Origin of the sequence: Bacillus cereus group sp. RP43, from assembly GCF_040459645.1 — a bacterium.
GTDB classification, from domain to species: Bacteria; Bacillota; Bacilli; order Bacillales; family Bacillaceae_G; genus Bacillus_A; species Bacillus_A mycoides_C.
The window spans coordinates 1,786,853-1,810,880 of record NZ_JARVHQ010000001.1; the positions used below are offsets into that span (position 1 = coordinate 1,786,853).

Here is a 24,028-nt window from a genome sequence, read left to right on the forward strand (position 1 = left end):
TGTTAGGAAGGGATTAATAAATATTGTGAAAAGGTTAAGGATGTTTTTATCACTGAACATGAAAACAAAGCTCTTATTTTTAGAGGCTTTTATTTTTTTAGGGTGGGCGCGCGTACTAAAAAGTATTACCTTTTCCAAAGTTGCACCTTCTTTAGGAGATTACATGAGTGAAACGTCAAGTACTCATATTCAACCGCACGGAGATACGCTAAAAAAGGTGTCCGAAGCAATTTCTATTATGAGTCGGTATACTTTTTGGGAAAGTCAGTGCCTTGTTAAAGCTATAGCTGGGATGAAAATGCTCGAAAAACGTCACATTGAGAGTACTCTTTATTTAGGAACTGCTAAGGATAGTCATGGTGAATTAATTGCGCATGCATGGTTACGGAGCGGTTCTTTTTATGTTACTGGATCGGAAGGGATGGAGAAATTCACTGTCGTTGGATCATTTGCAAAGAGGCTAAGTGAGGACACTTTTAAAGGAGAGTACAATGAGGAATGATTTAGGTCTTGATGTAGAGTTCATGTCTAAGGAATTGAAGTTTCTTTGTGCAATTTTGCAGTTACAAGATGACGAAACAATGCAAACTTACAGTAAGGAATGGTTTTCGGGTATTGATTGGGAGGTTTTTCTTGAGCAAGCCGTGCATCATCGTGTTTATCCGGTGATCTATCAAAAAATTAAACAGGTAGATGAGGAACTGATTCCTTCACATGTTGTACAAACTTTAAATAGAAAATATAAAAAAAATACATTTCAAATGCTTTATTTAAGTGCTGAAATGGAACGAATAAATAAAATATGTAATGAAAATGAGATTCGTATGATTTTTCTAAAAGGGCCTGTACTATCTCAGGATTTATATGGAGATATTTCTTTACGAACATCTTGTGATTTGGACGTTCTTATTCCAATTCAAAATTTAGAAAAAGTAGAAATGCTACTTTTAGAGCAGGGATATGTAAAAGATGATTATATTCAAACGATATTAAATGATTGGAAATGGAGGCATCATCATATAACATTTTTTCATCCAACAAAGCAGATTAAGCTTGAGATTCATTGGCGGTTAAATCCCGGACCTGGTAAGGAACCTGGGTTTGAAGAACTTTGGAAGCGAAAGAGAAAAAGTACCCTTACGAGTAATTCCGTATATATGTTAGGGAAGGAAGATTTATTTTTATTTCTTGTATCTCATGGTGCTAGACATGGTTGGTCCAGATTACGCTGGTTAGTAGATATAAAAAAAATTGTCAATCAAGATCTTAATTGGAGAGAGATTCATAAATTAATGAGAACATATCAAATGCTACATTTAGGAGGACAAGCATTAATTTTGGTATCTCAATTGCTAGGCGTACGGCTAGATGAAAGAATGATGAGATTAGTAACTAAAAAACATTCAAAAAGGTTAGCACAAGAAGCTCTGTTTTACTTCAGGGAAATGATAAACTTGCATACCGATCCGGTTCCTGAAGAAGTACTTACTTATCATAGTCGACATTTATTTTCGCTAATGTCTAATCAGCAAAAAATTTTATATATTATGAGCCAACTATATCCTTATCCAATTGATGCGAAAACATTGCCGTTACCTAAATTTCTTCATTTTTTATATTTTCCTTTACGTCCGTTTCTATGTATTTGGAGGAAAACGAAGAAGTTTGCTTTATTATTGGGGGAACATCGATGAATTATATTATATATTTTATGAAGAAATTATATTCTTCAGCAGGAAAAATACTGTATGTGAATTTATTTGGTATGGTTTTAATAAGTTTACTTGAAGGGATAGGTATTATTTTATTACTTCCTATGATAAGTATGACTGGAATAATCAATATAGGTGAGGAGACTTCTTTTATTGCACCCGTTTATAGATTTTTGCAAGATTTTCCTAAAACAACAAGTCTAATCTCTATTTTAGGTATATATGTATTAATAGTATTAAGTCAAAATCTACTGCAAAGAAACATAACGCTAAGAGATGCGGGAACGCAACAAGTTTTTGTACGAAAGTTAAGAGAAGAAACATATAGTATGATTTTAAAAGCAAAGTGGAGGTTTTTTTTAGAGAAAAGGAAAACAAATCTAATTAATATATTAACTACAGAATTAGCTCGTGTTAGTTATGGGATTAATTTAATTTTACAATTGCTAGCTACTATTCTATTTACATTCATACAGGTAGGGCTTGCGTTTTTATTATCTCCCCAAATCACTGTATTTGTTTTGGGCTTTGGCTTATTGTTCTTGGTAGCTTCTCGTGTTTTTATAAAAAAAGCAAGAATACTAGGCGGTAAGACTTCAGAATTGGCAAAAGACTATCTTTCTGGTATAACAGATCATTTCAATGGAATTAAAGATATAAAGAGCAATACTTTGGAAGGATCACGTTTGGATTGGTTTCAATCTATAACAAAAAAGATGAGTAGCGAACAAATGGAGTATATGAGAATAAGGTCAAACTCTCAATTGTTTTATAAAATTTCAATGGCTATATTAATTGCATTTTTTATATTTTTGTCAGTAAATATGTTTCAAGCGCAAACGGCCCAGTTACTATTAATCATTCTCATTTTTTCAAGACTATGGCCAAGATTCATGACGATTCAGTCAAATTTAGAACAACTGGCTGCAAGCATTCCTGCCTTTAAGTCATTATGGGAATTACAAGGGGAATGTAATGAAGCGATTGAAATGCAGGATATACATCAGCAAAAACATATAAAGCCGATTTGTATAGAACAGGGTATTGAATGTAAGGATGTTTATTTTCGGTATAATAAGAAGGAGCATTTGTATGCACTTCAAAATATTAATGTGAAAATACCAATCAATAGTATGACGGCTATTGTGGGACATTCGGGAGCTGGGAAGAGTACATTAATTGATGTTTTAATGGGATTGATTCAACCAGAGAAAGGTCAAGTATTAATAGATGGAACTCCTCTTACAAGTGAAAATTTATTGTCATTGAGACGAGCTATTAGTTATGTGCCACAAGATCCTTTCTTATTTAATGCAAGCATAAGAGAAAATTTATTGATGATTGATCCGAATGCGAGTGAAGAACAAATTTGGGCTGCATTAGATTTCGCGGCGGCAGCTGAATTTGTACGAATGCTTCCAAAAGGGCTTGATACTCTCATTGGAGATCGTGGAGTGAGACTTTCAGGTGGTGAACGTCAACGACTTGTATTAGCTCGAGCTATTTTAAGACAACCATCCATTTTAATATTAGATGAAGCTACGAGTGCATTAGATACTGAAAATGAAGTGAAAATCCAATCAGCAATAGAAAGATTGAAAGGAACGATGACTATTGTTGTTATTGCGCATCGGTTATCTACGATCCGTAATGCAGATCAAGTTATTGTTTTAGGAAAAGGTGAAATTGTTCAAAAAGGTGAGTTTAATCAATTGGCTAAAGAGAGAAAAGGTATATTTCGAAATTTATTAGGGTCACAAATGGAAGTGGGTTCATAGAGGAGAAAGATTGAATGAAATCTTGTATTATTGTAATTCGAGTTGAATGAAAGCCCGGATAATGGTCAGTTACAACAGATCTTATCCGGGCTTTTATATTTGTATTTTGTAAATTTAGGGAATAAATATAATTTAGTACCTTGCAATAAATAGTACTGAGTGGTATATTGTGGATAAAGTAGGTACCGTGTATTGAACAGTACTGAAATGAGAAAGGGGGATTGTCCTTGAACGTTCAGTTTAAAAAAGGTGTGTTAGAACTTTGTGTATTGGCACTTGTAAAACGTAAAGATTGTTATGGTTATGAACTTGTTCAGCAAATCTCTAATAAATTTTTAATATCGGAAGGTTCTGTATATCCGTTATTACGTCGTTTAACGAAAGAGGGATATTTTCAAACGTATTTAAAAGAATCCACCGAAGGACCGCCACGTAAATATTATCAACTAACAGAGCAAGGAGAGATGCAACTTACGTTATTAGTAACGGAGTGGCGTGATTTTGCTAAAGGTGTTCAAGAAATTATTGAAGGGGTGGAATGGGATGAGTAAAGAACGGTTTCTTAAAGAATTATCAAGTCATCTTAGAAAGTTACCAGAAGAAGAGCGACAAGATATTTTATTTGATTATGAAGAGCACTTTCAGTTTGGGATGGAAGAGGGGAAAACTGAATCAGAAATAATAAAGGGACTTGGCTCTCCAAAGGTAATTGCGAAAGACTTGCTTGCTTTGTATCGCTTTGATGAGATGAAAAGGGATCCATCGACTTCGAATATAACAAGAGCTGTCATGGCAGCGATTGGACTTAGTTTGTTTAATTTTATTATTGTGTTAGGCCCGTTAGTTGCAATTATCGGTTTTATATTTTCTTTTTGGGTCGGTGGGATTGCTAGTGTAGTGACACCATTTTTCGTTATTGTAAAAGTATTTATGGGTACTTTTATATGGTTGGATCTTTTCGTTAGTATAACGTTTGTTGGAGTAGGTTTGTTGTTATGTATTGTAGCTTATTATAGTACGAAGTGGTTTAAAAGATTATGTGTACGCTATGTAGTATGGAACTTCAAAATGATAAAAGGGGAGTAGATGATGAAAAAGATATTATTAGTAGCTATCGCTTGTATCATTATTGGAGTAATAGGGATTTCACAAACATATGAAAAAGCAGTACAAACTGCAGGAAAAGGAGATAAAGAGGACGTAATTAAAAACGAAACGCTAAAAAATGTAGAAGTTAAGTTAGATGCTGGAGATATTGTTGTCCAAAAATCTCCTGATTCCTCTTTTTATGTAAAGCAAACAGGAGACGTAAGTAAACAGGAGATTCGTATTGCTGAAGATGGTGATACATTAAAAGTCATAGGGGAAATAGAAAAAGGTGTTTCATTTGATTTTTCATTTTACAATTTTGGATTTCAAACGCCTACATTAACTATATTAGTACCTGAACGTTCTTATCAAGAGATAAAAGTAAATTCATCCGCTGGACAAATAGAAATAAGTAATGTGAAAAGTGACCGCGTAAGTGTTGAAACACTCGCCGGAGAAGTGGATTTGAAACATGTAACAGCAAAGAGTGTGGAGGGGTCTACAAAAGCTGGCGAGGTGAATTTTAAAAAAGTCATAGGGAAAGCAACAGCAAAAACGGCTAGTGGGGATATAAATATTATTGATCATGATTCTAAATATGATTTAGAAGCAAGTTCAACTGCTGGAGATGTAGAGATTACTTTATTGGAAAAACCACAAGATGCAGTTATAACTGGGCAAACCGCTGCTGGAGACGTGACAATATTTAATGAAGAAAATAAAAATATAACGATTGGTAATGGTAGTAAAAAGATTAGCGGTAAAACCGCTGCTGGAGATGTTACTATTGAAACGCGTTAATAATTAATGAAATAAATTCTTTTGAATGAACGGAAATCTATCAAAATATAAAAAGAAGATAATTCCCTATATAAATAAGGGAATTATCTTCTTTTTATTATTTTTAATGTAAATCACGATATACGCCAATTACTTTTCCGATAACTGACACTTGTTTTAAAATGATAGGTTCTAGTGAAGAGTTTTCCGGTTGTAGACGGAAATGATCTTTTTCTTTATAGAAACGTTTAACAGTTGCTTCGTTATCTTCTGTTAAAGCAACTACAATTTCACCGTTGTATGCAGACTGTTGTTGGCGAACAACAACTAAATCACCATCAAAGATACCAGCTTCAATCATGCTATCTCCAGAAATGCGTAACATAAATACTTGGTCTGCTCCAGCAACGATACTAGCTGGAAGTGGGAAGTGATCTTCTACACTTTCGACTGCTGTAATCGGTAAACCGGCAGTAACTTTTCCGACGATTGGAACTTGAATAACAGATTGTGTTTCTGTTTCCATTCGGTTGTCACCTAAAATTTCAATTGCGCGTGGTTTTGTTGGATCGCGTCGAATATATCCTTTTTCTTCTAGTCGTGATAAATGTCCGTGCACTGTAGAACTAGAAGCGAGGCCGACTGCTTGACCGATTTCACGTACGGAAGGTGGATATCCTTTTTCTTGTACTTTTAGCTTAATAAAGTCGAGAATGTCTTGCTGGCGTTTCGTTAACTTTTCCATGTTTTCTAACACCTCGTTTTCTTTCATTTTTCTTATTATTAAGTATAACATGCGAAAAAACATTCTACAAACATAAGTTCGAACGGAAGGCGAATTTATGATACACTATAAGGAAAATATAGTGAGAAAGAAGGGTTCAAAGTGAATGCAATTATTTATGCACGTGTGAGCACAACAAAAGAAGCGCAGGAAACATCATTATTGCGTCAAAAAGATGAATTATTGCATTTAGCTGAGCGCTATCAAATGAATGTTACAAAGGTGATTGAGGAGCAGGCTAGCGGTTATACAATTGAACGTGATGGCATATTAGAAGTGCTAGATACAATTCGCGATGAACAAGTTGATGTACTTCTAATACAAGATGAAACGCGCCTTGGTAGAGGGAATGCGAAAATTGCATTAATGCACTGTTTACATAAAGAGGGAATAAAAGTATATACGCATACGCATAATGGAGAATTAGAACTCTCTGACTCTGATTCGATGGTGCTAGATATAATTGGGATTGTTGAAGAGTATCAAAGAAAGATCCACAATTTAAAAATTAAGCGTGGCATGCAAAGGGCGATAGAGAAAGGATTTCGTCCGGAGAATAATTTGAAAAATCGTCATTTAAGTATAGGACGTGAGAAAAAAGAAGTGCCAATTGAGGAAATTGTACGTTTACGCCGGAATGAATTAACTTTTGAAGAAATTGCAGCAACACTTCGTGGTTTTGGTCATGATGTTTCAAAAGCAACTGTACATCGAAGATATGTAGAATATACAAAGCAATTGCTTGATAAAGAGGACTAACTATTGTATGATAATAATCAGTTTTGAGTAGAAGGGGGATTCGAGATGCCAAGTCACGAACTCATTGAACGCATTAACTTCTTAGCGAAAAAAGCAAAAGCTGAAGGCTTAACTGAAGAAGAACAACGTGAGCGCCAATCGCTACGTGAACAATATTTAAAAGGATTTCGTCAAAATATGTTAAACGAATTAAAAGGAATTAAAGTCGTTAACGAAGAAGGCACGGATGTTACACCGACGAAATTGAAAGCTTTAAAAAAGCAAGATAATGCAAAATTAAATTAAAAGATGGGCATAGCCCGTCTTTTTTGATATTAATAGAAAGATACGTGAGTAATAGCTTTCCAGTTGTAATGCTACTTCAATCGTTTCAATACATAGTGAGTGGTGAATTTAGACATATCAATTGATATGTCTTTTATTATGCACTTGTTGCGAAGGTAATATGTGAATAAATCGAATTGGTTATAGCTTTATTAGAAGCAATGATTGCAAGTGGATTGTATATGCAGTAATTCTTTAGGCAGGATAAAATAGATATGAGGGGAATATGCGTGTGACATTTGTTTTATAATTAGTAGGAGTACATGGTTGAAATTAATGTGCTTTTCATATTTGCGCTAAGCTTAAAATATGATCTTGTGTATGTGTTACTTTGATGGTAATTATTATTGATTTTATTTCGATGCAAAGGGAGAATACCTGCTTTATTTTTAGTTAGAGCCTTCTATTCATTTGCCACGCGCAGTAATGAAAGGTTAAATGTACATTTTTTATTTTTCGATTTAATGATATTGCATAAAAATACAGATAATTCCCTTTCTTTTTAAAATAAAAACAATAAAAAAGTATGTCATATTGAATACCCATACATTCCCGGAATCACTGTTTTTTTTATGAAAAATCAAAAAAACATCAACATATTTGTCGATACATGTTGTATAATCTTGCGTGGGAAGCTATCATATAAATGTATAAAACGTTTACTAACATACGCGAAGGGAAGAATAGCATGTCACATTCAATCGAACAACTTTCTATCAACACGATTCGCACATTATCCATTGATGCGATTGAAAAAGCAAACTCTGGTCACCCAGGAATGCCAATGGGTGCAGCACCAATGGCTTATACATTATGGACTCAATTTATGAAACACAATCCAAATAACCCAACGTGGTTTAACCGCGATCGTTTCGTATTATCTGCAGGTCATGGTTCAATGTTACTATACAGCCTACTTCATCTATCTGGTTATGACTTAACAATGGATGATTTAAAGAACTTCCGTCAATGGGGAAGCAAAACTCCAGGACACCCTGAGTATGGTCACACAGCAGGTGTAGACGCAACTACTGGTCCACTTGGACAAGGTATTGCAACTGCTGTAGGTATGGCAATGGCTGAAAGACACTTAGCGGCTAAATATAACCGTGATGCGTATAATGTAGTAGATCATCATACATACGCTATTTGTGGTGATGGAGATTTAATGGAAGGCGTTTCTGCTGAAGCATCTTCATTAGCTGCTCATTTACAATTAGGTCGTCTTGTTGTGTTATACGATTCAAACGATATTTCATTAGATGGCGATTTAAATCGTTCATTCTCTGAAAGTGTAGAAGATCGTTATACAGCATACGGATGGCAAGTAATCCGTGTTGAGGATGGAAACGATATTGAAGCAATCGCAAAAGCAATTGAAGAAGCGAAAGCTGACGAAAAACGCCCAACGCTAATTGAAGTAAGAACGACAATTGGTTTCGGTTCTCCAAACAAATCAGGAAAATCAGCTTCACACGGTTCTCCACTTGGTGTAGACGAAACAAAATTAACGAAAGAAGCATACGCTTGGACTGCTGAACAAGACTTCCATGTAGCAGAAGAAGTATATGACAACTTCCGTAAAACAGTACAAGATGTTGGTGAGACTGCACAAGCTGCGTGGAACACGATGCTCGGTGAATATGCACAAGCATATCCAGAATTAGCAAACGAACTGCAAGCAGCAATGAACGGTCTTCTTCCAGAAGGTTGGGAACAAAGCTTACCAACTTATGAATTAGGATCAAAAGCAGCAACACGTAATTCTTCAGGTGCTGTAATTAATGCAATTGCAGAGTCTGTACCATCATTCTTCGGTGGATCTGCTGACCTTGCTGGTTCTAACAAAACATACATGAATAACGAAAAAGACTTTACAAGAGCTGATTACAGCGGTAAAAACATTTGGTACGGTGTACGTGAGTTCGCAATGGGTGCAGCAATGAACGGTATCGCACTACATGGCGGTTTAAAAACTTACGGTGGTACGTTCTTCGTATTCTCTGACTACTTACGTCCAGCAATTCGCCTTGCAGCATTAATGCAATTGCCTGTAACGTATGTATTCACACATGATAGTATCGCTGTTGGTGAAGATGGTCCAACACATGAGCCAGTTGAACAATTAGCAGCACTTCGTGCGATGCCAAACGTTTCTGTTATTCGTCCAGCAGACGGTAACGAATCAGTTGCAGCTTGGAGACTAGCTCTAGAATCTACAAAAACACCAACTGCATTAGTGTTAACTCGTCAAGATCTTCCAACATTAGAAGGTGCAAAAGACGATACTTATGAAAAAGTAGCAAAAGGTGCATATGTAGTTTCTGCAAGCAAGAAAGAAACTGCTGATGTAATCTTAATTGCAACTGGATCTGAAGTAAGCTTAGCAATCGAAGCGCAAAAAGCTCTAGCAGCAGACGGCGTTGATGCAGCTGTTGTTAGCATGCCATCTATGGATCGCTTCGAAGCTCAAACTGCTGAGTACAAAGAATCTGTACTACCAAAAGCAGTAACGAAACGTTTCGCAATTGAAATGGGTGCTACAATTGGATGGCACCGTTACGTAGGTCTTGATGGAGATGTACTAGGTATTGACACATTCGGTGCTTCTGCTCCTGGTGAGAAAATTATGGAAGAGTATGGATTTACTGTAGAGAACGTTGTTCGTAAAGTAAAAGAAATGCTTTAATGATTTTAGAAAAATCTCTCCAGCATGGGGAGATTTTTCTATGTAATTGAGTTTTTTCGACAGGAAAAGTTTTTTCTCTCTCCGTAGTCAGACAATCATTGCAAATTTTCTCTTATATAATGTAGGGAAAAGGTTGTCCAGATCGGGAGGGAAAAAATGAAAACGTATGAATTGTATTTAATTCAAGAGGATATTGCGAAAGCTTACTTTGGTCGTGAATATTTGTTTTTTGATTTATTTGCTCGATTTTCAGAATCTGGGTCCCTTTCGGAGAAGAAAGTATTATATAAACAAATGACGTATATTACGATGCCGTTACAAGTAATGAAACTTCATCATAAATTAGAACAAGCTTTGCGTGTTCTTGGCAAATATGAAAGAACAAATCATATTCATACGCTTTATACAGGAGCTGAATACGGCGAAATAATGGTGAAACCACAATATATTCGAATGAATACTTCTGGAAATGTATCCATGGAAACAACTTTCTTTGAGGTGCTTAGAAAGTGTGAGTTAACATTTTTAGCGATGGATTATGAAAATAAAAAGTACGGTTGGTTAAACCCTCTCAAACAAGTACGAACATATGTGTAAAAAATGTCGAATAGTATCTTGTCTTATTGAAAAGGTTTTAGTACACTGTAAGGTAGACAACATGAAGGAGGAAAAGATATGCCAATGTGGTTAGGTATTCTAGTGGGCGTAGTAGCACTAGTAGCAGGCGTGGCGTTAGGATTTTTCATTGCCCGCAAATACATGATGAATTACTTACAAAAAAATCCACCAATTAACGAACAAATGTTAAAAATGATGATGATGCAAATGGGACAAAAACCTTCCCAAAAGAAAATCAATCAAATGATGAGCGCGATGAACAAGCAACAAACAAAATAAGCGCCAAAGGGCACTCTTACCGAGTGCCCTTTTCTTTTGAGTGCATAAGATGTTTAAAACTTTTAAAAATTCTGTGTTTTTGTTAAACTGAAAATATCGCTCATTTTAAGGGAGGAGGATAAATATGAAAGTGTTTTTGAATTTAGCTTGGTTTTTTAAACAAGAAAAACGAGCGTACATAATCGGAATTATTATGTTATTTGGTGTGGCGCTTCTTGAACTTGTAGCGCCAAGAGTACTAGGCATTGTAGTAGATGAAATTAATAATGGAACATTAACGTCTGAAAAATTGTTGAACTGGGTTATTCTATTAGTAGTTGTAGGAATTACGATGTATATATTACGTTACTTATGGCGTATTATGATTTTTGGATCTTCTTTAAAACTAGCTCGTCAACTCCGAAAGAATTTATATGAACATTTTACAAAGATGAGCCCATCCTTTTATCAATCACGTCGTACGGGCGATTTGATGGCACATGCGACAAATGATATTCAGGCGATTCAACAAACTGCTGGGGCAGGTGTGTTAACGCTCGTTGATTCATTAGCTGTTGGAGGATGTGTACTCGTAGCGATGGGGTTTACAATTAGCTGGAAGTTAACGCTGTTAAGTTTAATTCCGATGCCAATTGTAGCTATTTCTACAAATTATTATGGAACTTTATTGCATAGAAGATTTCATAAAGCACAGCAATCGTTTTCTGAAATCAATGATAAAGTACAAGAAAGTATGAGTGGGATGAAGGTAATTCGCTCACTTGGACAAGAGAAAGAGGATTTACAATCGTTTCGGAAGAAATCGGAAGATGTCGTACATAAAAATATGCTAGTCGCACGTATTGACTCGTTATTCGATCCAACGATTGCCCTAATTGTCGGATTTTCATTTTTAATCGCAATTTGTTACGGATCATTATTAGTTGTACGGGGCGAATTAACTGTAGGAGAATTAGTAACATTTACAACATACTTAGGGACTCTTGTATGGCCAATGTTAGCTTTTGGATGGCTATTTAATATTATGGAGCGTGGACGTGCTTCGTATGATCGTGTGGAGAAAATACTTTCACAGACTTCGGATGTAGTGAATAAGGAAGATGCTATACATGCTATAGCAAGTGGTGATGTTTCGTTTGCTGTTGATTCGTTTTCTTATAAAAAGAATGAACTATTAAACTTAAAAGATATTTACTTTAACTTAAGAAAAGGTGAAACGTTAGGAATTGTAGGGCGTACCGGTGCAGGGAAGACGACGTTATTAAAATGTTTAATTCGCGAGTATGACCACTTTAATGGTGAATTAAAAGTTGGTGAGCGGGATATTCGAGATTTAACACTTCACGGTGTACGCTCTGCAATTTCATACGTACCGCAAGATCATTTTTTATTTTCAGCGAGTGTTGGGGAGAACATTGCTTTTGGAAAGGCTGATGCTACATATAAAGAAATTAACAGGGCTGCTGAGATTGCTTGTATTCATAATGATATTATTCAATTTTCGGAAGGATATGAAACGGTAGTGGGTGAAAGAGGGGTTTCGCTATCAGGAGGCCAAAAACAGCGAATTTCAATTGCACGTGCGTTATTAACGAATGCTGAAATTTTAATTTTAGATGATTGTTTATCAGCTGTAGATGCAAAAACAGAAGAAACTATATTAACTGCATTGAAACGAGAAAGAGCAGAAAAAACGACGATTATTACTGCGCACCGTTTAAGTGCGATTCAGCATGCAAATCTTATTCTTGTTATTGATGAAGGTAAGGTTATGCAGCGTGGAACACATGAACAACTAATGAACGAAAATGGTTGGTATAAAGAAATGTATGAAAGCCAGCAGTTAGAGGCGTTGGTAGAGAAAGGAGGCGTATGATGGCTGAGAAAAAGCGGAGTGATTTAAGGCGATTGCTTTCTTATATGAGACCATATAAAGGGTTATTAGCGTTAGCATTTTTATTTCTAGTTGGTGCAACTGTAACTGAAATGATGGGTCCTTTTTTAATTAAACAATTTCTTGATGAACACTTAGTACCACGTAACTTTGAACAATCAGCACTTGTTACTCTATTTGTAGTGTATATTATTGCTCACTTATTAAAAGTATTATTTACGTATTTAGACTTATTGTACTTTCAAAATATCGCTTTTAAGATTGTTCAAGATATGCGAGTTGAAGTGTATGAACATGTTCAAAAATTGTCATTAAGTTTCTTTGATCGTACGCCGATTGGTACACTTGTATCTCGTATAACGAATGATACGGAAGCGATTAAGGATTTTTATGTTAGTGTACTATCAACATTCGTGAAAAATGTAGTCTTTTTAGTAGGGATTTTAGTAGCGATGTTTTTACTAGATGTAAAATTAGCGCTATTTTCGCTCATATTAATTCCAATTATGTTTGCGATTATGGTGCTGTATCGCCGGAAAAGTGCAGCTTTTTATTTAGAGGTACGTAATCAACTGAGTGTATTAAATGCAAAGTTAAATGAGTCCATTCAAGGGATGAATATTGTTCAAGTGTTCCGGCAAGAAAAGCGGATGAGAAAAGAGTTTGAAGAAGTGAACAACAAGCATTATAGTGCTGGACGTCGTACATTGAAATTAGATGCATTACTTTTACGTCCAGCAACAGATCTTGTTCATATTGTAGCAATTGCGTTAGTTCTTGGTTTATTTGGAATTGACGCTTTAAAGAGTCCTGTTGAAGTAGGGGTTTTATATGCTTTTGTTAACTATATACATCGTTTCTTCCAGCCGGTAAATGAGATGATGATGAAACTATCTTTCTTCCAACAAGCGCTCGTTTCATCATCGCGTGTATTTCATTTAATGGACGATAAAGATTTAGCTCCTGTTCAAATCGGGAGTGAAAATCCACAAGTAGTTAACGGGGAAATTCAGTTTAAAGATGTTACTTTTTCATATGATGGAAAGCGTGACGTTTTAAAAAATGTATCTTTTCACGTAAAGCCAGGGCAAACGGTTGCTTTCGTTGGACACACTGGTAGTGGTAAGAGTACAATTATGAATTTATTAATGAGATTTTACAATATTAAATCAGGTAATATTGTAATAGACGGAGTGGGTTTAGAGAAGTTTGAAGAACAAGAAATTCGAAAGAAAATTGGTCTTGTGCTGCAAGATGCATTTTTATTTACTGGAAATGTAAAGCAAAACATTCGTATGTATAATGAAGAGATAACGGATGAAGAGATAGAAGAAGCAGCGCGATTTGTGCAAGCGAATACGTTTATTGAAAAATTACCAGAGAAATACGATACAGAAGTAGTCGAAAGAGGAGCTGCGTTTTCTAGTGGTCAAAGGCAATTAATTGCTTTTGCTAGAACGATAGCAACTAATCCGAAAGTATTAGTGCTAGATGAAGCGACGGCAAATATTGATACAGAAACAGAGGAGGCTATCCAAACGGCATTGCAGCAAATGCGAAAAGGTAGAACAACGATAGCGATTGCACACAGATTGTCTACAATCCAAGATGCGGATCAAATATTTGTTATGCATGAAGGGGAAATCATAGAAAGAGGTACACATCAAGAGTTGCTTAGTAAACAAGGACTTTACTACAATATGTACTTACTACAAAATAAAGGGAGTTTACAAAAGGCCTTGTGATTACAAGGCCTTTTTTGAGGTGTTAAAAGTGTATTAATGGAGTTTCTGGTGTACGGTGTAGTTTCAATTTCACTTTTTTCTTAAACATCTCGACAAAATAAATATATTAGAACTTTATTACTCTAGCATAAAGGTCGTGTCCATTAACTGAATGTGTACATATTGTATACGGAATAAAAAAATTTGATAGGAGCTTTTATATGCAAAATAGATCCAGTTCAAATATTACGTTTATCGATGTGTCTCATTGGGAAGGAAGCATCGACTGGAATGCTGTGAAGTCATCTGGCATTTCAGCGGCGTATGCAAAAGCGACGGAAGGTGTGAACTATATTGACCCTACTTTCGTTCAAAATGTACAAGCTGCGAGAAATGCGAATGTATTAATTGGTGCATATCATTTTGCGCACCCAGAACAAAATGATGCCATTTCAGAAGCGAAATATTTTGTGAATATCTTACAGAGTAATCAGACGGACTTAATTCCTGTTTTAGATTTAGAATCGCCAACGGATACTAGCAATAGTAGTTTAACGGGTGCGACTATATCGAATTGGGCAAGAAGTTTCGTAAATTATGTGAAACAAGCTACTGGGAAAAATGTAATGTTATATACAGGAGTTTGGTATATTAATGAATTTGGAATTAGCGGGTTAAGTGACATTCCACTATGGATTTCCAGATATTCTAGTATACCGCCTGCTGATGCTGGTGGATGGACAGAGTGGACAGCATGGCAGTACACAGATTCTGGGCAAATTTCAGGTGTAGGAAATTGTGATGTATCAGCAGCTGTTTCATTAGAAGCTTTACAAGGAAATGGAGCAAGTGGTGGAGGTAATGTTCCCACGCCTAATAATGCGACTCCAGTATACGGAGTTGCTGTAATTAATGGAGATAATGTGAATTTACGAAGTGGACCATCTTTACAGTCTAGTGTAATTCGCCAATTGAATCGTGGCGAATCATATGAAGTTTGGGGAGAACAAGATGGATGGCTCTGTTTAGGGACAAATCAGTGGGTATATAATGATTCAAGTTATATTCAGTATAAACATTATGTGGCAACTATTACTGGCGATAATGTGAATATGCGAGACGCTCCATCATTAAACGGGAATGTTATAAGACAGTTACATCATGGTGAATCATATCGAGTATGGAGTAAGCAAGATGGATGGCTTTGCTTAGGGACAAATCAATGGGTATACTATGATTCAAGTTATATTCAGTATGGTGTACAATAAAGTGAACTTAAAAGGTATCTCGACTGAGGTGCCTTTTAGTAAAAATATATAATTTTTACAAAGTGTATATTGAAAGCATAGTATAATATAATGGATATATTTATAAAAAATAATCGAAAATGAAATAAAGGAGTAATAATATGGAGTATGTGCTAATGGGTGGAATTTTAATATTATTAGCTGCAGTGTTTGTACTGTTTTATAAAAATAAGCAGTTAGAATCAGAGAGTCAGCAAGTAGAGTTTGAAAAGAAACAAGCGATTGAAACGTATGAAAGTGAGATTGCAGCTACGATTACGGAGCATAAAGAAAAACAAGATACTTTAAAGAATATGGAACAGAAAAAATATAATGATTTACAAGTGAATACAGCTAGAGAACTTGAAAATATGCGTATGATGAAAAATCAATTGGCAGTTCAACATAGTAAAGAACGTAGTGAAATGCAAGATAAGCATACTAATGAAATACATATGTTTCAAAATTTAATTGCGGATTTACGAGAATATGCCAAAAATGGTGCTGAAGTGAATGCGCATGAAACATTACATTATATGAAGAGAGGTTTCGTGGAGCAAGGAATAATACTAGAAGAAGAGTTTCATATTATACCGAACGTTTTTATGAGAAGTAACAAATATAGAGATAAACATGACATAAACGATAATCGAATCCATCACCTCATCTTATGTAAAACTGGTATTTATCTACTTGAGACGAAAGAATGGACGGGGACATTAATTCATGGTTTAACGAGAAAAAATGCTGGTATATATTCATTTATGATTGAGGAAATTGGTAAGTATCAACATGAAATTGAAAAAGAAGAGACGTTTGAATTTATTACGGATGGAACTTCATTAACTTTGCAAGTAAGAAATGAAGGGAATCCAGCGTATAAAGCGAAAATACTATCTCAAACTTTATATAATTGTTTGGAAGAAATGCAAGTAGATATTGTAAAGGGAAAAGTAAAACCGATTGTATATTTTGAAAATGAAAGTGGAAAAGAAGTTATTGATCTTTCTAATGAAGAATTGCCGAGATTTAAAGATAGAGAGCAAATTGTAACGTTTTTCAGAAATGAAGTTTTAACAAGTGAAGTACTATATACAGCACGAGAACTAAAAAAGATTAGAGATATGATTGGCCAGATGAATTATGTTGCGAAGTGAAAAATAAAGTAAAACTTTAATCAGCGGGGTTTTATGGGCAAACCGACTCCTACCCTGCACAGCCGAATTTTGAGGTGGGAATCTAACTGCCCGCAAATAGCGGGATAAAGTAGGTGTTATTTGGGTGGAGAAAGGTAAAAGCACTATAATGTGGGGGATGTTGTACATTTATTTTTGTTTGTATATATTAATGTACATTGCGTTTATTTTCGTTATTGATATGGTTCATGTGTCATTGAGTGTAATGAGTATTTTGGTGGTAGTAATGCCTTTTATTTTATTAGTTATTATTCAAAAGTCTATCTTACATGTTTCGGTAAGACGTGATAAAGGTAAGAAACAACTGTTCACTATAATGATGGTGGGTCTCATTCCATTGCTAGTATGCACCGTACAATTAAGTATAAATAAATACACTTCAAACTTTAATCAGGATCGGTGGTTAAATTATGAAGAAAAACGAGTACATATGGTAGATGACCTATTACAGGAGCATAAATTGATAGGGAAATCAAACGAGGAAATTACAAAATTGTTTGGCCCCCCTATGAAAACGAGAAGTTGGGCAGAGGGAATTACTACTTTGTACTATCTTGGGAATGAACGTGGTTTCATACCTATAGATAGTGAATGTCTTGTTTTGCAATTTGATAAAGATGGTAGAGTTATAGAGTATAAGGTACAACGAGATTGAAATAGTGAGAGGAGAAGCTATACCTTTTATAGCTTCTTTTCTATATTCCAATATAGAAAAAGTAGGCAAATAGTAGTCATTCCTATCTATACGAATGAGATAGAGTTTGTTATATTGTAAAGGGTTATTTAGTTTAGAAGTTTGCTAGATAGCCTTAAATATTTTAGATTAGGGAGGGAAGTTAACACGAATTAAGATATAAACGTGTTAAATAATTAGTATGAAAAAAGAATTTTATAATGTTTTAGCTGCATCAATTATATTTAGTATGGTAACGATTCCAAGTTTTTCCTATGCAGACACAGTAGAAAAGACCGTAACAATTTCAACAGACGAGCAAGCATTAAAAAGTATTGAAAGCCATATGAAAGATGAAGATGGACGTGGAGAGAGCAAAGGAATAACAAATGAAGTACAAGGAGATTTTTTTGTACATATAATAGGTTCAGCATCTTTATTTGATTCTGCTGAGTTACAAAAAGCGACAGGTGTTCAGCTTTCTAATCAAGTAGTAAAAGCCGAAAAACGAAAAGGAAACGCTTACTATGTGCAAACAGAATCTGGAGCTGGGTGGATACAAAGTAGTGAAGGAAATGTAGAGGTTAAGGAAGTTTATCACTTGGCAAACGAAAAATTAGTAATTAATGAAGAGACAGCTACATATTCCGCACCATTTAATTCATATAAAGACGAGAAAGTGTTACAACCGCAAACAATTATTGCAATTGGGCAAGCTGGAGAGTGGTTCCAAGTCCAAATAGATAATGAGGTGAAATGGATCTATTCACCTTCAGCAAAATTTGAAGGTACAAAAGCATCTCTTATTCAAAGTACAACCCCAACTCGTACGAAACGTGAAGCGGTTATGTATGCAGCGCCATCAGCAGAGAAAACAACGGATATTTACGGTGTACCATTAAAGGAAATGATTGTACCAACAGGAAATGAAAATATTCGTCCAGGTTATGCGATGAAACCAAAATACATTACAATTCATGAGACGGATAATTATAGTGTTGGAGCAAATGCTAGAAACCATGCACAATATTTATACAGCCAAGCAACAGGAACGACTGATCGTTCAGCATCTTGGCATTTTACAGTAGATGATAAAGAAATTTATCAACATCTACCATTAAATGAAAATGCTTGGCATGCTGGAGATGGAGCAGAAGGAACTGGTAACAGAGAATCAATTGCAATTGAAATTGCTGTCAACCAAGATGGTGATTATAATAAAGCTGTGGAAAATGCTCGCAAACTAGCAGCCTATTTAATGGGGGAGTTAAATGTTCCTTTAGAAAATGTGAAAAAACATCAATTTTGGAGCGGAAAGAATTGTCCGGCCATTATGATAAAGAATAATGCGTGGGAGCCATTTTTACAGGGAACGAAAGCTTATTATGATGCGAATCATAAAGATGATATAACTGGCGGTTGGTATGAAGCTGATATTCGTGAATTAGATAAAAGAGGTATTATGGTTGGAGACGGAAAGGGTTCTTACTGGCCAGAACGTCTTGTAACACGTGGTGAATTTGCGAATTTAGTTTCAAGATCATTGCAATTACCAGAGGGGAAATCGAATTTCAAAGATTTAAACACAGCACATCCATCGTTAGTAGATGGTATTAATCGTGCAGCTAGTGCTGGGATTATAAGTGGACGAGGAAATGATATATTTGCTCCTAATGATACGATTAAACGTGATGAAGCTGTCATTATGATTGACCGTGCATTGCAATACAAAAATATTAAAGGTAATTTAGTTCCATTACCATTTACGGATCAAAATTTAGCGTATGATAAACAGGCGGTTCAACGTGTTTATGGATTAGGTATTGTAAAAGGGAATGAGAATAATGAGTTTATGCCAAAAGGTTCTGCAACACGTGGAGAATCGGCAGCATTTATTAATAGAATGTTAAAAGTAATAGAGAAGTAAATAATAGAAAGGCATTCGCTTTAGCGAGTGCTTTTTTATTTTTCAATATGTTATAGACAGGGGATGTGAATTTTGGCTGGAATAAGGAATGAAAGCGGAGGTGATGCATATATTTAGATGCATTGGGTAGTTTTTTATAATTTTGTATAAAATGAAAAGGAGGTAAGACGGTGAAAGCGATACCGACTGATGTCCTGAGTAAGGAATTGATGGAAAGAGAAGGGGTTATATCTATTACAGTGAAGGAATTTGAAAAGATAGAAGTGGCCGGGGTTGTTGTCTCTGGACCAGCTGTAATTTTGATTAATCAAGATTAAGTACATATTATCAATATAGAAAAGTAGTAAAAGCATCCGTTTAGGGTGCTTTTTGTTTGTATAGAAGTGTGCATATGATAGATAATTGGGGTATTGGAGGGGGAGTATGTGGCAATTATTATAACAATGTTATTAATGGGAGTTTTATTAGGATTCGTCGGAGCAGGAGGAGCAGGATTTATCATCGCGATACTCACTCTGGTATTCCATATCCCTATTCATGTTGCGCTTGCAACATCTTTAACTGCTATGGCATTTACAACATTATCTGGAGTAGTAAGTCATTACCGAGAAGGGAATGTTGTGTTTGTAATAGGTGGGATTGTTGGGGGATTTGGAGCAATTGGTTCCTTTATTGGTTCAAAGTTTGGTTCGCTAATACCAGCGCATCTTCTGCACTGGTTTACAGCGGGTATGTTATTTTTATCTGCAATTTTTATGTTTATTAGATTGATTATGTTCCAAAACAGGGAGCAGTCGTCTTTAAAAGAGGAAAAAGAACTTACGAAAGATAACTTGATTAAATGTATATGTCTCGGACTGGTTACTGGAATCTTAGCTGGTTCGTTTGGGATTGGTTCAGCACCCTTTATCCAACTCGGGTTAATGGTTCTATTAGGTTTAACGATCCGTCAATCTGTAGGGACGACAATGCTCGTTATATTACCAATCGCAATTGGAGGTGGGCTTGGATATAGTTCGGAAGGGTATTTAGATTATGTATTATTAGTACAAGTTTTAATCGGGACAATGTTAGGCGCATATATAGGAGCTAAGTTTACAAATTATGCACCTCGCATGCTTCTAAGGTTTTCGATGATTATGACACCAATATTAGCTGGATGTATGTTATTAGTAGATTAAAGAGAATATATAGAAACATATTAATATATTTTACGAATGAATTATGTAAGTAATTCATATTTCTCATATAAAAAGATTTGCTTTAATATAATGAGTGTAAAGTTCGAGTATTCGAAGTATTACTTGAATTATATCCCTATCCCTTTTCTAAAAAATGCGAACAAGTTTTGCCCTATTCTATTCAATAGTTTATTGTATAGAAATATATTGTTCGATGACCATTATGGAACGCACATAATGGGTAAATCCCGATCCTTAAAGAGGATGCCCCTAATCTTCATGTGAAAATATGATCGGATAAGAAAGCTGGCCAATTTATGGTCAGCTTTCTTTTTGTTCAAAGAGTAATTCTTCTTTAATTTCTGTTTGCAATAATAAAGTTTTTCCGAAGCGACGTTTACATTCAGCTCGTACTTTTTGAATGGCTAGTAGCTGAGAAGTAGCAGGCACTGTGACAATGGCTTGCCGAGGTTTTCGGTTTTCTTCACAAAAAACACATTCCACAACATATTTAGAAATCATAATTTCATCCTTCCGGTTTGAATTTCTAAGAAGGGACTGCTCATGAAGTTGATGTAAACTTTCGGCATCTTTTTACTTATTTCCTCTTTTTTCAAAGGGGAAATAAAACAGAAGGCGAATTTTAGTAGGGGAGGGATGTATATGGAGAGATGGATAGGTACGGCAGCTATTTGTATGAATGAAAGAAATGAAATTTTAATGGTATTACAAGGAAAAGAAGGGGAAGAAAAAAGGTGGTCTGTCCCAAGTGGAGGACTTGAAAAGGGAGAAACACTAGAAGAATGTTGTGTTCGAGAAGTTTGGGAGGAAACAGGTTACAATGTGGAGGTTGTAAATAAAATATACGAAAAAGAAGGTATTACATACGGAATTCCGGTGTATGTTCATTATTACTTTGTTAAAAAAATAGGCGGTAATATGAAAATCCAAGATCCGGATGAGTTAATACATGAAATTGATTGGAAAGGGATACATGAAGTTGAAAAATTAACTTTGGCTTTTCCAGAGGATTACGAAATAATATACCAATATATAAATAAAGAAGTAAGTATGTAAATACTTGCTTCTTTAATGTATCCAAGATAAGAAAAGCGGAACAATAACTAAACTAGCTCCAGCTGTTAAAAGCATTGATAAACTTGCAATGGTTCCTTCGACAGGACCGATTTCAAATGCTTTTGATGTTCCGGTTCCATTCGCGCTAGTACCTAGCATTATACCTTTTGCGAGCGCTGTTTTAATACGGCATATGCGTATGAGTGTAGGACCGAGTAATGCTCCAGTTAAGGCAGTTAATACGACGAAAACGGCTGTTAATTGTGACATGCCGCCAATCATTTCTGAAATAGCCATTGCAATAGGTGTTGTTACAATGTGTGGTGCCAAACTTTGTTCTATTGTAGAGTCAATTTGAAAAAAATTAGCTAGTAGTGCGGAAGTAATAACAGATAGAAAAGAACCGACAATGACATTAATTAAAATAGCAGTGCCATGTTTTTTTAATAGATCAAAATATTTATAGATTGGCCATGCGAAAGCAACTGTTGCAGGTTTTAATAATTCTGTTAGCCAATGACTACCAGATTCGTAGGTTTCGTATGGTGTATCTAATCCGAGTAATAAAGCAATTAAAATGATTGGGCATACAAGAAGGGGAGAAAGTAAGCTCCAATTCCAGCGTTGATACATTTTTTTAGATACCCAATATGTGAATAGTGTTAATAGTAAACAAAGAAAGCCGATCATTGTGTTGATCCTTTCCGCTTTAATAGCAATTCTGTTAAAAGTCCTGTTACGAGAGTGACACAAAGTGTACTAATTACGATAATTAAAATGAGATCGATTCCATATTGTGATAATGTATCTTTGTAACGAATGACAGCGACTGCAGAAGGGATGAAAAATAAAATAAGTTCTTTTAATAAAAAGTCTGCACCGTCTTGTATCCATTCTTTTTTCACTATGTTAAATTTTAATGAGATTAACAATAAAAAAATACCGATTATACTTCCTGGAACTGGGAGGTGTGCCTGTTTTGCAATCCATTCACCTGTCCAAGCGAAACAAAATAATAATAAAATTTGTCCGCTTAACTTCCACCATTTCATACAGTAACCACCTCTTTGTTTTTTACATAAAAATTGTAAAAAATAATTAACAATTTCTACTATACGTTCATTCGAAATATTTGTCTAATATATAAATTATATGTTATTAATATATTAGATGTATTAATCGAAAGTGAAAAGGGTGTCCAAAATGGAATTACGGCATTTGCAATATTTTGTTGTAGTGGCAGAGGAATTGCACTTTGGACGAGCGGCTGCTCGTTTACAAATGACACAACCCCCGCTTAGTCAACAAATTCAGCAATTAGAAAAAGAAATGGAAGTTATGTTATTTTCAAGAACGAAGAGAAAGGTTGAATTAACAGAAGCTGGAGAAATGTTTTTAAAAGAAGTGAAAAAAGCGTTTGAACAAATTGAAAAAGCAGTAGAAGTCGCACAAAGTGCTCAAAGGGGAGAAGTAGGATCACTTTCAATTGGTTTTGTAGGTGCGGCGATATATGATATTTTACCGTCAATCGTCAGGGAGTATAGAAAGAAATTTCCAAGGGTGTCTGTTGCATTACATGAATTGTCAACACCAGATCAGGTGCATGCACTTCATGATAATCGAATTGATATCGGATTTTTACGTCCGCCAATTCCAACGCAATTACTTGAGTTAGAACCAATTCAAAAACTTTCGTGTACGTTATGCTTACCGAAGGCCCATCCACTTGCTGAAAAGGACGAAATACATATCGAAGATTTAAGGGATGAACCGTTCGTATTTATTACGAGACCAGTATGGCCAGCGTTATACGATACAATTTTATCGCTTTGCCGCGATGTCGGTTTTAGTCCGCACATTGTACAAGAAGCAACGGAGTATCAAACTGTCATGGGGCTTGTAGCAGCAGGTATTGGAATTACAGTAATACCTGTATCCGCAAATAAATTGTATAAAACAGAAGTTGTATATAAAGAGTTATGTGATTCTAATTTTGTTGCAGAAATGTCAGTGGCTTATAAAAAAATGAATAGCAATCCAGAGTTGTTAGAGTTTTTGAAAATTGCAAGAGAGAAAAAAAGGATTGAAGTGGAAGATGCGAAGGGTGAATAGTTGATGAAGTTACAAGGCAGTCATGATAATTAAGTTATATAAAGATTCACCTCGTTAAACAAAAAACGGAAATGTAAGTAAAGTGCATTTCCGTTTTTTGTTTTTTATTTTTTATTCAATGCTAAGGAGATAAATATACGTGGTTT

At 35.2% G+C, this 24,028-nt stretch carries 25 protein-coding genes; 21 read left to right on the top strand and 4 right to left on the bottom strand.

Going from position 1 to position 24,028, the window contains the following annotated elements; genetic code table 11:
- Nucleotides 1-16: 16 nt before the first annotated feature.
- The 6 genes from QCI75_RS09395 to QCI75_RS09420 all read left to right on the top strand — a co-directional run bounded on the left by QCI75_RS09395 (nucleotide 17) and on the right by QCI75_RS09420 (nucleotide 5,380).
- Entirely contained in the window at nucleotides 17-502 is a 486-nt protein-coding gene (locus tag QCI75_RS09395) for a lasso peptide biosynthesis B2 protein (RefSeq protein WP_353761513.1), read from the top strand.
- Nucleotides 492-1,694: a nucleotidyltransferase domain-containing protein gene (locus QCI75_RS09400; protein ID WP_353760343.1), complete on the top strand. Its 1,203-nt coding sequence runs from the start codon at nucleotides 492-494 to the stop codon at nucleotides 1,692-1,694. The genes QCI75_RS09395 and QCI75_RS09400 overlap by 11 nt, the downstream gene beginning before the upstream one ends.
- Complete coding sequence (locus QCI75_RS09405; protein ID WP_353760344.1) at nucleotides 1,691-3,490, top strand: ABC transporter ATP-binding protein; 1,800 nt, start codon at nucleotides 1,691-1,693, stop codon at nucleotides 3,488-3,490. The genes QCI75_RS09400 and QCI75_RS09405 overlap by 4 nt, the downstream gene beginning before the upstream one ends.
- A 227-nt stretch (nucleotides 3,491-3,717) precedes the next feature.
- Nucleotides 3,718-4,041 carry a PadR family transcriptional regulator gene (locus tag QCI75_RS09410; protein WP_002066545.1) on the top strand — a complete coding sequence of 108 codons (324 nt, stop codon included), beginning with the start codon at nucleotides 3,718-3,720 and terminating at the stop codon, nucleotides 4,039-4,041.
- Nucleotides 4,034-4,576, top strand: coding sequence for a DUF1700 domain-containing protein (locus QCI75_RS09415; RefSeq protein ID WP_353760345.1), 543 nt, complete (start codon nucleotides 4,034-4,036; stop codon nucleotides 4,574-4,576). The genes QCI75_RS09410 and QCI75_RS09415 overlap by 8 nt, the downstream gene beginning before the upstream one ends.
- Nucleotides 4,577-5,380, top strand: a complete 804-nt coding sequence (locus QCI75_RS09420; RefSeq protein ID WP_186320856.1) for a DUF4097 family beta strand repeat-containing protein — start codon at nucleotides 4,577-4,579, stop codon at nucleotides 5,378-5,380. It abuts the gene before it with no gap.
- A gap of 103 nt (nucleotides 5,381-5,483) precedes the next feature.
- Here the strand turns inward: QCI75_RS09420 and lexA are convergent, their stop codons facing one another.
- Complete coding sequence (lexA, locus tag QCI75_RS09425) at nucleotides 5,484-6,104, bottom strand: transcriptional repressor LexA (protein WP_128853760.1); 621 nt, start codon at nucleotides 6,102-6,104, stop codon at nucleotides 5,484-5,486.
- Nucleotides 6,105-6,245: 141 nt separating this feature from the next.
- Here lexA and QCI75_RS09430 point away from each other — a divergent pair, with 141 nt between their 5' ends.
- The 13 genes from QCI75_RS09430 to QCI75_RS09490 all read left to right on the top strand — a co-directional run bounded on the left by QCI75_RS09430 (nucleotide 6,246) and on the right by QCI75_RS09490 (nucleotide 20,693).
- Nucleotides 6,246-6,902: a YneB family resolvase-like protein gene (locus QCI75_RS09430; protein ID WP_144505515.1), complete on the top strand. Its 657-nt coding sequence runs from the start codon at nucleotides 6,246-6,248 to the stop codon at nucleotides 6,900-6,902.
- A 45-nt stretch (nucleotides 6,903-6,947) separates the two neighbouring features.
- Nucleotides 6,948-7,187 carry a DUF896 domain-containing protein gene (locus QCI75_RS09435; protein WP_001139098.1) on the top strand — a complete coding sequence of 80 codons (240 nt, stop codon included), beginning with the start codon at nucleotides 6,948-6,950 and terminating at the stop codon, nucleotides 7,185-7,187.
- Between the two features lie 727 nt (nucleotides 7,188-7,914).
- The gene (gene tkt / locus QCI75_RS09440) at nucleotides 7,915-9,915 is read left to right on the top strand and encodes a transketolase (RefSeq protein WP_144505514.1); all 2,001 of its coding nucleotides are present in this window, start codon (nucleotides 7,915-7,917) and stop codon (nucleotides 9,913-9,915) included.
- Between the two features lie 156 nt (nucleotides 9,916-10,071).
- Nucleotides 10,072-10,512, top strand: coding sequence for a sporulation inhibitor of replication protein SirA (sirA, locus tag QCI75_RS09445; protein WP_070144423.1), 441 nt, complete (start codon nucleotides 10,072-10,074; stop codon nucleotides 10,510-10,512).
- 78 nt (nucleotides 10,513-10,590) lie between these two features.
- Nucleotides 10,591-10,812, top strand: a complete 222-nt coding sequence (locus QCI75_RS09450) for a YneF family protein (RefSeq protein ID WP_001132292.1) — start codon at nucleotides 10,591-10,593, stop codon at nucleotides 10,810-10,812.
- Nucleotides 10,813-10,936: 124 nt separating this feature from the next.
- Nucleotides 10,937-12,688, top strand: a complete 1,752-nt coding sequence (locus QCI75_RS09455) for an ABC transporter transmembrane domain-containing protein (RefSeq protein ID WP_353760346.1) — start codon at nucleotides 10,937-10,939, stop codon at nucleotides 12,686-12,688.
- A complete protein-coding gene (locus QCI75_RS09460) occupies nucleotides 12,688-14,451 on the top strand; it encodes an ABC transporter ATP-binding protein (RefSeq protein ID WP_144505512.1) in 1,764 nt (587 codons plus the stop codon). The genes QCI75_RS09455 and QCI75_RS09460 overlap by 1 nt, the downstream gene beginning before the upstream one ends.
- A gap of 200 nt (nucleotides 14,452-14,651) precedes the next feature.
- Nucleotides 14,652-15,698, top strand: coding sequence for a GH25 family lysozyme (locus QCI75_RS09465; protein ID WP_353760347.1), 1,047 nt, complete (start codon nucleotides 14,652-14,654; stop codon nucleotides 15,696-15,698).
- Between the two features lie 140 nt (nucleotides 15,699-15,838).
- Entirely contained in the window at nucleotides 15,839-16,873 is a 1,035-nt protein-coding gene (locus QCI75_RS09470; protein WP_353760348.1) for a nuclease-related domain-containing protein, read from the top strand.
- A 124-nt stretch (nucleotides 16,874-16,997) separates the two neighbouring features.
- Nucleotides 16,998-17,567 (top strand): hypothetical protein, encoded by a 570-nt coding sequence (locus QCI75_RS09475; protein ID WP_353760349.1) that lies wholly within the window; start codon nucleotides 16,998-17,000, stop codon nucleotides 17,565-17,567.
- A gap of 220 nt (nucleotides 17,568-17,787) precedes the next feature.
- Nucleotides 17,788-19,512 carry an S-layer homology domain-containing protein gene (locus QCI75_RS09480; protein ID WP_353760350.1) on the top strand — a complete coding sequence of 575 codons (1,725 nt, stop codon included), beginning with the start codon at nucleotides 17,788-17,790 and terminating at the stop codon, nucleotides 19,510-19,512.
- A gap of 170 nt (nucleotides 19,513-19,682) precedes the next feature.
- On the top strand, nucleotides 19,683-19,829 hold the full coding sequence (locus QCI75_RS09485) for a BC1881 family protein (RefSeq protein WP_002146257.1): 147 nt from the start codon (nucleotides 19,683-19,685) through the stop codon (nucleotides 19,827-19,829).
- Nucleotides 19,830-19,937: 108 nt separating this feature from the next.
- Nucleotides 19,938-20,693, top strand: coding sequence for a sulfite exporter TauE/SafE family protein (locus tag QCI75_RS09490; protein ID WP_144506360.1), 756 nt, complete (start codon nucleotides 19,938-19,940; stop codon nucleotides 20,691-20,693).
- Nucleotides 20,694-21,014: 321 nt separating this feature from the next.
- Here the strand turns inward: QCI75_RS09490 and QCI75_RS09495 are convergent, their stop codons facing one another.
- Nucleotides 21,015-21,215 (bottom strand): DUF3903 domain-containing protein, encoded by a 201-nt coding sequence (locus QCI75_RS09495; RefSeq protein WP_002121502.1) that lies wholly within the window; start codon nucleotides 21,213-21,215, stop codon nucleotides 21,015-21,017.
- 141 nt (nucleotides 21,216-21,356) lie between these two features.
- Here QCI75_RS09495 and QCI75_RS09500 point away from each other — a divergent pair, with 141 nt between their 5' ends.
- On the top strand, nucleotides 21,357-21,770 hold the full coding sequence (locus QCI75_RS09500; RefSeq protein ID WP_144506361.1) for an NUDIX hydrolase: 414 nt from the start codon (nucleotides 21,357-21,359) through the stop codon (nucleotides 21,768-21,770).
- 12 nt (nucleotides 21,771-21,782) lie between these two features.
- On the opposite strand, the gene QCI75_RS09505 is transcribed toward QCI75_RS09500, so the two are convergent.
- Together QCI75_RS09505 and QCI75_RS09510 are read right to left on the bottom strand one after the other, a co-directional pair.
- Nucleotides 21,783-22,460, bottom strand: a complete 678-nt coding sequence (locus tag QCI75_RS09505; protein WP_002128560.1) for an LrgB family protein — start codon at nucleotides 22,458-22,460, stop codon at nucleotides 21,783-21,785.
- Nucleotides 22,457-22,822, bottom strand: a complete 366-nt coding sequence (locus QCI75_RS09510) for a CidA/LrgA family holin-like protein (protein WP_000872360.1) — start codon at nucleotides 22,820-22,822, stop codon at nucleotides 22,457-22,459. Before QCI75_RS09510 ends, QCI75_RS09505 begins: the two co-directional genes overlap by 4 nt.
- Before the next feature lie 151 nt (nucleotides 22,823-22,973).
- Here QCI75_RS09510 and alsR point away from each other — a divergent pair, with 151 nt between their 5' ends.
- Nucleotides 22,974-23,882, top strand: a complete 909-nt coding sequence (alsR, locus tag QCI75_RS09515; protein ID WP_144506362.1) for an acetoin biosynthesis transcriptional regulator AlsR — start codon at nucleotides 22,974-22,976, stop codon at nucleotides 23,880-23,882.
- Nucleotides 23,883-24,028 lie beyond the last annotated feature (146 nt).